Origin of the sequence: Phenylobacterium sp. (genome assembly GCF_024508875.1) — a bacterium.
In the GTDB taxonomy this organism is placed as follows: Bacteria; Pseudomonadota; Alphaproteobacteria; order Caulobacterales; family Caulobacteraceae; genus Phenylobacterium.
In genome coordinates this window covers 1-6232 of record NZ_JANINU010000141.1, presented here as the reverse complement: position 1 = coordinate 6232, position 6232 = coordinate 1, and the positions used below count along the sequence as shown (strand labels likewise).

Here is a 6232-nt window from a genome sequence, read left to right as displayed (position 1 = left end):
ACCTCGTTCACACCGAGGGGGTCACAGGTTCAATCCCTGTCGCATCCACCATTTTTCTCTAAGCCCTTCAAACACTTACGGCTTCTCCCCATGGAAGGGCCGGATGAGCGTGTCTGCTGCAGCAACGTGGCTCACAATCGTCCCTCCGACGATGGGCAACACGTTGTGGCGAAAGGGGTTTCAGCCGTCAGCCTGCTGCACCAATGTGGTTCGCAAACCGTCCGAACACGGGTCTGATCGTCGGTGGAAGCGTCTCCGATCTTCGGATGAGGGCGAAGCTGAGATCGTTGGAGGCCACAGTCGGGCGGCTTCTTGTGGCGAGGGGTATCTCTATCGCGTCTCGGCGTTGGCGCGCGCCTGATCCCGAAGCCACCGCTGTACGCATCTACCCTCAGTGACCAACATCGGGATTGCGGTCTTCGGCACGGGCTCCTCGAAGAGAGCAAGCGCTTCTTCCAGGGCCCCCAGTCGAAACAGTGTCACGGCCAGCACCGTCAGGTTCGGCTTGCGCCACGATCCTGTCGTGCCCCTTCCGTACCACTTCGAAGCTTCATCCTCGAGGGATTGAACCCGCTCGAACCACGGGATGCCGTAGACCTGTACAGCTTCGGCAACCTCGATCGGACCATTGGGATCGTTCTTCCACCACCGATCGTGGCCATCGATCAGTTGGCCTATCCGCTGGCCGAACTGAACAATGCCCAGCACTTCGTCGCACGGGATCGACTTCAGGATCCGTTCGGTTTCGAGGTTCTTCGCGAACAGGTTGACGGTGACGCTCCCGTCCACCCAGCTTTTCTGAAGATTCACCCAGTCCTGGATTTCTCCACGCAGCCGTTTCCAGTCCGTCCCTTCTCGGGTGAACCCGAACGGCTGCAGCGCACGATCAAGCGCCTTGGTGTAAGTCAGACGGGTCATATGAACGGCTTCGGATCGTAGAAGATGGGACGGGTCTTCACTTTGGTTGCCTCGTATTTCCTAACCGCCCGTGCGGCAGCTGTGCGCCCTGACGGCGTGTTCGGCTTGAGTTCCATCTGGAATGGCTCTGGCTCCTTCCCCGGAGTTCGAACGCGTGAAGGCGTGCGCACATCAGGCTTCAGAATCCGGCCATCTTTCAACGTCACAGTCGGTTCAGGCTCCCATCCAGGCTTCTGCGCGACGCGCTCCCGCAGCGCTGCATGTGCGCGCCGTCCGGCCCGCGTAGCCCAGTTGTCGCCTACGCGCAGATAGGGGTCGGCCCGCTCAAGCACGAGCGGCGCTCGCTGGGCCACCGCCGGCGCGAGACGCCCGGCGATGTAAGCAGCGCCTTCCAAGCCCATGACGGCCGCGACAGGCGCCAGCGCGGGAACCGCCATCCAGGTGTTTTCCCGACTGATGGCGCGTTCGGTCTTCTTGAATTCGGCCTGTTGCCTGCGGAGTTCGGCGATGTCGGCGTCCGAACCCCGGTACATTCGGTCCGCCAATGGAGCGACCGAGGCACTTCGAGCGGGCGCAGGCGTCCGCGCAACACTGCCCCCTCTGCGTCGCTCCAAGTCCGCCGCTTGCTGCGCATTGTAGGCTTCCTGTTGGGCGACCATCTTCGCGTATGGTTGCGCCAGCGTATCTGGTACGCTGCGCGGCTGATCGCCTCGAGCGTACGAACCAGTTCCAGCCAAGATCTCTCTCCAATCGCTGAGTTGAGGGCGCCGCGCGAACGCGCGGCAGCAGGCGCGCAGCGGCTGGGCCGCTGCGACAGGCAGACTTCAGATTGGCGAGGCTCTTGGTGCGGGCCTTGTCCGCTCAAAAGCGGGTGGCGCGGCGCACTGATCGACGCTTGGGCATCATCTCACAGCTTGGCTGCGACATCAAGAACAAAATGCGAACTTTCCCTCGGGCAGCATTCACCTGCGCTTGTAGGGAGAGACCAGTCCCCTGCGCACTGCCCACACAACCATCTTCTCCCTGGAAATCCGGCGACAAGGCCAAGCTTGCGAGCTGCTGCGCGGGCGCAATCTGCCGGCCGCGACGGCTCAGTAGGCGGCCGCGACGCGGGTCGGCGCCGCAAGATGCGGAACGCGTTCGGTGGGCTGTCGCCAGGCCACGCCGGCCCGGACCGCCGCCGGGTCGAGTTGCGCGCCCACTGAGCGCCCCTCGATGCGGCACACGCCGGCCCCGCTCACGCTCTGCGCCGCGCAGGTGACGTCCTTGGCGAAGGCGACGCTCATCAGCGCGCCCCAGGAGGCCGAGGCGGGCGCGTCTTCAAGCCGGACAGCAACCCATTGCGAGGGGTCGGAGCCCCGGGCGACGCAAAGGGTCTGGCCGTCGATCACATGCAGCACGGGCCCGTGGACTTCGGTGCCAGCGGCCAAGGGCGCGCCGCCGCAGTCCGACTCGGCGGCGGCCGCGCCGGCGCCGAGCAGGGTAAGGGCCAGGCCCAGGATGAGACCGTTGCTAATCATGGCCGCCTCCCCTGCAACTTCCATGCAGTGCCGAGGTGGAACGCCCAAGGCGGCGGAAAGCTGCGACTCAGGGGGCGTCCGGCAGCAGCCCAAGTTGCTTGCCGACGATGCGGTCGAGCGTCCGCTTGGGCAGGTGCTCGCCCATGAAGATCCGGAACATGTCGGGAGCCACCGTGTAGCGCACCTTCGGCTTCGGCGCGGTCAGGGCGTGATGGATCACCTCACCGATCCGCTCGGGCGGCAGACCGGCCTTGCCGAGTTGGAGCATGTAGGCGCGGATGCGGTCCAGCGCCGCCGCGTAGGGCGTGTTGGCGTAGCGGCTGACGTCGACCTGGTCGGCCTTGTCCCAAATGGGCGTGGCCACGGCGCCCGGCGCCACGACGATCACATCCACGCCGAACGGCAGCAGTTCGCGCCGCAGCGACTCCGACAGCCCCTCCAGGCCGAACTTCGAGACATTGTAAGGCGCCATGAACGGGTTGGCCGTCTTGCCGCCCACGGAGGAGATGTTGACGATCCGTCCAGCGTCCCGAACGCCCGTGCGGCCCGCGCCCAGAAGGGGGGCGAAGGCCTGGGTGGCGATGACGACGCCAGTAAGGTTCACTTCGAGTTGGAGACGGAACTCGTCGACCGGCAGGTAGAGCAGCGGTCCGGCGACGGCGATCCCGGCGTTGTTGACCAGCCCCGCCAGCGTGGCGCCCTCGAGCGCCCGCTCGACCTGCCGCGCAGCCGCCTGGACCGCGCCTTCGTCCGTCACATCGAAGACCAGGGGCGTGAACGAACTGCCGAACTCGGCCTTCAGCCGCTCGCCGTCCGCCGCCTTGCGCACGCTGCCGAAGACGTGAAGGCCCCTGCCCGTCAGCACCCGCGTCGCGCCAAGGCCTATGCCCGTCGATACGCCCGTGATGACCACCGATCGCGCCATTGTCGCCTCCCTGCCCGCTTCCCGCTCGCCCAAGCTTCCACGGAGGCGCCTTGGCCTTCAACCCCTTCCCACTCGTGGGAATCGGGGGCTTTATCCCCCGCCCGCGGAGGATCGAGCGCCGTATGAGTATTGCCCAGGTCGCCCTCGCGATGGCCGCCGCCTTTCTCGGCGGTCCTGTAATCTGGTCTCTCGCGCTGCTGGTCCGCAGTCCCAGGTCTTCTGGGCCGCGCTCACCGTGGAATTGGGGGCTGACCCTCGCATCTGCGCTGGCGTTCGCCCTGGCGTTCAACCTGATCTTCTTTGTCCAGGAGCTGTTCCTGGTGGTCCCCAAGGCGATGACGCCGGGGCTCAAGCCCACCCTCTTCCACAACAACCACGACTGGACCGGTGACAATCCGCTGGCCGAGCTCTTTCAAGGGGCCGGCGCCGCAGCCACGGTGGTCGTGGGCCTGGCCTTCCTGGCCTGGGCCACTCGGCGATCGCCCCGGCCGCCGGGCCTGCGCCTGTTCGTCGCCTGGACGGGGCTGCTCGGCCTGCTGGAAGCCCTGCCCCAGATCCTGATCGGCACGGCCGTTCCGCAGAACGACGTCGGCCGGGCGATGAGCTACCTCGGCTTCCATGCCGGGACGAAGGTGGCGGCCTGCATGGCGGCCATGACGGCGATGGCGTTGGCCTGCGGCGTCGCCGCGCCGCTGTTCCTCAGCCTGCTGCCGGGCGCAGAGACGCAGGACCCGCGCGGCCGGGCGCGGGCCATGCTGCGCTATGCGGTGCTTCCGGCGCTGATGGCCGTGCCGCTCGTGGTCCCGTTCCGCGTTCCTGGACCGCTTATCGAGAACCTGTTTCCGCCAGCCGTGGCCGCCGTTACCGCAAGCGTCTGGCTGCAGGCGTGGGCGTGGCATGCGCCGCGCGCGCCCGCCGCGGCCGTCCGGCTCCGCTGGGCGATCCCGGCGCTGCTGGGCGCGCTGGGTCTCGTTCTGGCCGTTTTCCAGATCGTGTTGCGGCCGGGCGTGAACTTCTTTTGAACCGACATGCGGCTCCCCAAATGCGGAGCCTGGCCATGGGGAGCGCAGATGATCCTGATCGGACAATACGACAGCCCGTTCGTTCGGCGCGTCGCGGTGGCGCTGCGGCTGTACGGCTTCGACTACGAGCATCGGCCGTGGTCGGTGTTCGGCGACGCGGACCGGATCGCCGCGATCAACCCGCTCCGGCGCGTACCGACCCTCGTGACCGACGACGGCGAGGCGCTGCTGGAGAGCTCGGCCATCCTGGACTGGCTGGACGAGCTGGCTGGACCGCAGAAGGCGCTGATCGCGGGCAGCGGGCTCGAGCGGCGGCATGCCCTCAAGGTTTGCGCGCTCGCCGCGGGCCTCGCCGACAAGGCGGTCAGCCTGGTCTATGAGCGCGCCGTCCACCAACGCGCCACGCCGATGTGGATCGACCGGTGCCGGTCGCAGATCGGCGCGGTGCTGGACACCCTGGAAATCGACCGCGCGTCCCGTCGCGGCGACTGGTGGTTCGGCGCCGGCATCGGCCACGCGGACATCGCCGTCGGCTGCGCCCTGCGCTTCATCGGCGAGGCGCATCCCGAATTGATGGCGGCCAGCGCGTGGCCGACCCTCGCCGCCCATGCCGCCCGCTGCGAAGCGCTGCCGGTGTTCCAGGCCGCGAGTCAGGCCTTCATCTTCACCCCGCCGCCGGAAAGTTGACTTTAGGTCAGCGCGCCCGTTCACCGACCACCGTTCTGGTCCAGCTTGACCTGAATCAAGTCATGGCGACATTTCCGTGACAAACGCGCAACAGGGTCGCGCCGGACTTCCGCCGAACGCCGCAATCCCTTTGCGCACAAGGGATTGAGCGCTACGCGCGCGCCTCCGAGTGTAAGCCCTGCGCCTCCCCATAAGCAGGGCCGCTACGGGGAGAACGAACCGAATGAAATCTGGAATGCTGTTCCGCACGTCGGCGCTCGCCGTCGTGCTGGCGGGCGCCTTTGCGTCCTCCGTCCAAGCGCAGGAAGCCGCCGGCGACCGCGAGATCGAAGAGATCGTCGTCACCGCCCAGAAGCGCGAGCAGAGCCTGCAGGACGTGCCGATCGTGGTCACCTCGGTCAGCGGCGAGCTGCTGAAGGACGCCGGTGTCCGCGACATCCGCGACCTCACCGTGCTGACGCCGGGCCTGACCGTCACCTCGACGTCCAACGAAACTATCGTGACCGCCCGCGTCCGCGGCGTCGGCACGGTCGGCGACAACCCGGGGCTGGAAAGCTCGGTCGGCGTGGTGATCGACGGCGTCTACCGCCCCCGCAACGGCGTGTCGTTCGGCGACCTGGGCGAAGTGAGCCGCATCGAGGTGCTGAAGGGCCCGCAAGGCACCCTGTTCGGCAAGAACACCTCGGCCGGCGTCATCAACGTTATCACCGCCGGTCCGACCAAGGACTTCCAGGCCGAGGGTGAAGCCACCTACGGCAACTACGACCAGTTGGGCCTGACCGCCTCGGTCAGCGGGCCGCTGGGCGACAAGGTCTCGGGCCGCCTGTTCGCCGGCACGCGCCAGCGCGATGGCTACCAGCACATCATCACCGGCGCCGGCCCCCGCACCAAGGACCGCGACAACGACCAGAATTTCTACACGGTCCGCGGCCAACTGCAGGTGGAAGCGACGGACGACGTCGATATCCGCTTCATCGCCGACTACACGAAGCGCGACGAGAACTGCTGCGTCGGCACCCAGCTCTTCGTCGGTCAGGCCGCCAACAGCCGCGGCAACCTCGTCAACCTGACCCGTCCGGGCTCGCTGGACCTCACGTCCACGCCGTTCGACCGCCAGGGCTACGCCAACCGCGCCACCAGCCAGGACGTCGAGGACATGG

Annotated in this window: 7 protein-coding genes; 3 read left to right on the top strand and 4 right to left on the bottom strand. The window is 67.2% G+C overall.

Annotated features, from left to right (window positions below; all coding sequences use genetic code 11):
* Window positions 1–330: 330 nt before the first annotated feature.
* From Q0L11_RS11920 to Q0L11_RS11905, 4 genes are all read right to left on the bottom strand, one after another.
* The gene (locus Q0L11_RS11920) at window positions 331–918 is read right to left on the bottom strand and encodes a DUF4304 domain-containing protein (protein ID WP_296597498.1); all 588 of its coding nucleotides are present in this window, start codon (window positions 916–918) and stop codon (window positions 331–333) included.
* Complete coding sequence (locus Q0L11_RS11915; RefSeq protein WP_296597497.1) at window positions 915–1451, bottom strand: hypothetical protein; 537 nt, start codon at window positions 1449–1451, stop codon at window positions 915–917. Before Q0L11_RS11915 ends, Q0L11_RS11920 begins: the two co-directional genes overlap by 4 nt.
* A gap of 558 nt (window positions 1452–2009) precedes the next feature.
* Complete coding sequence (locus tag Q0L11_RS11910) at window positions 2010–2438, bottom strand: nuclease (RefSeq protein WP_296597495.1); 429 nt, start codon at window positions 2436–2438, stop codon at window positions 2010–2012.
* A gap of 67 nt (window positions 2439–2505) precedes the next feature.
* Window positions 2506–3363: an SDR family NAD(P)-dependent oxidoreductase gene (locus tag Q0L11_RS11905; RefSeq protein WP_296597493.1), complete on the bottom strand. Its 858-nt coding sequence runs from the start codon at window positions 3361–3363 to the stop codon at window positions 2506–2508.
* Between the two features lie 122 nt (window positions 3364–3485).
* Between Q0L11_RS11905 and Q0L11_RS11900 the strand changes: the two genes are divergently transcribed.
* From Q0L11_RS11900 to Q0L11_RS11890, 3 genes are all read left to right on the top strand, one after another.
* A complete protein-coding gene (locus Q0L11_RS11900) occupies window positions 3486–4385 on the top strand; it encodes a hypothetical protein (RefSeq protein ID WP_296597492.1) in 900 nt (299 codons plus the stop codon).
* Between the two features lie 48 nt (window positions 4386–4433).
* Window positions 4434–5072, top strand: a complete 639-nt coding sequence (locus Q0L11_RS11895) for a glutathione S-transferase family protein (RefSeq protein WP_296597490.1) — start codon at window positions 4434–4436, stop codon at window positions 5070–5072.
* A 223-nt stretch (window positions 5073–5295) separates the two neighbouring features.
* Window positions 5296–6232, top strand: a 937-nt coding sequence (locus Q0L11_RS11890; RefSeq protein WP_296597489.1) for a TonB-dependent receptor, incomplete at its 3' end; no start/stop codon positions are given.

Coding starts and splice junctions, on each gene's coding strand:
- Q0L11_RS11920 (WP_296597498.1), bottom strand. CDS start 918: ATGACCCGTCTGACTTACACCAAGGCGCTTGATCGTGCGCTGCAGCCG.
- Q0L11_RS11915 (WP_296597497.1), bottom strand. CDS start 1,451: ATGTACCGGGGTTCGGACGCCGACATCGCCGAACTCCGCAGGCAACAG.
- Q0L11_RS11910 (WP_296597495.1), bottom strand. CDS start 2,438: ATGATTAGCAACGGTCTCATCCTGGGCCTGGCCCTTACCCTGCTCGGC.
- Q0L11_RS11905 (WP_296597493.1), bottom strand. CDS start 3,363: ATGGCGCGATCGGTGGTCATCACGGGCGTATCGACGGGCATAGGCCTT.
- Q0L11_RS11900 (WP_296597492.1), top strand. CDS start 3,486: ATGAGTATTGCCCAGGTCGCCCTCGCGATGGCCGCCGCCTTTCTCGGC.
- Q0L11_RS11895 (WP_296597490.1), top strand. CDS start 4,434: ATGATCCTGATCGGACAATACGACAGCCCGTTCGTTCGGCGCGTCGCG.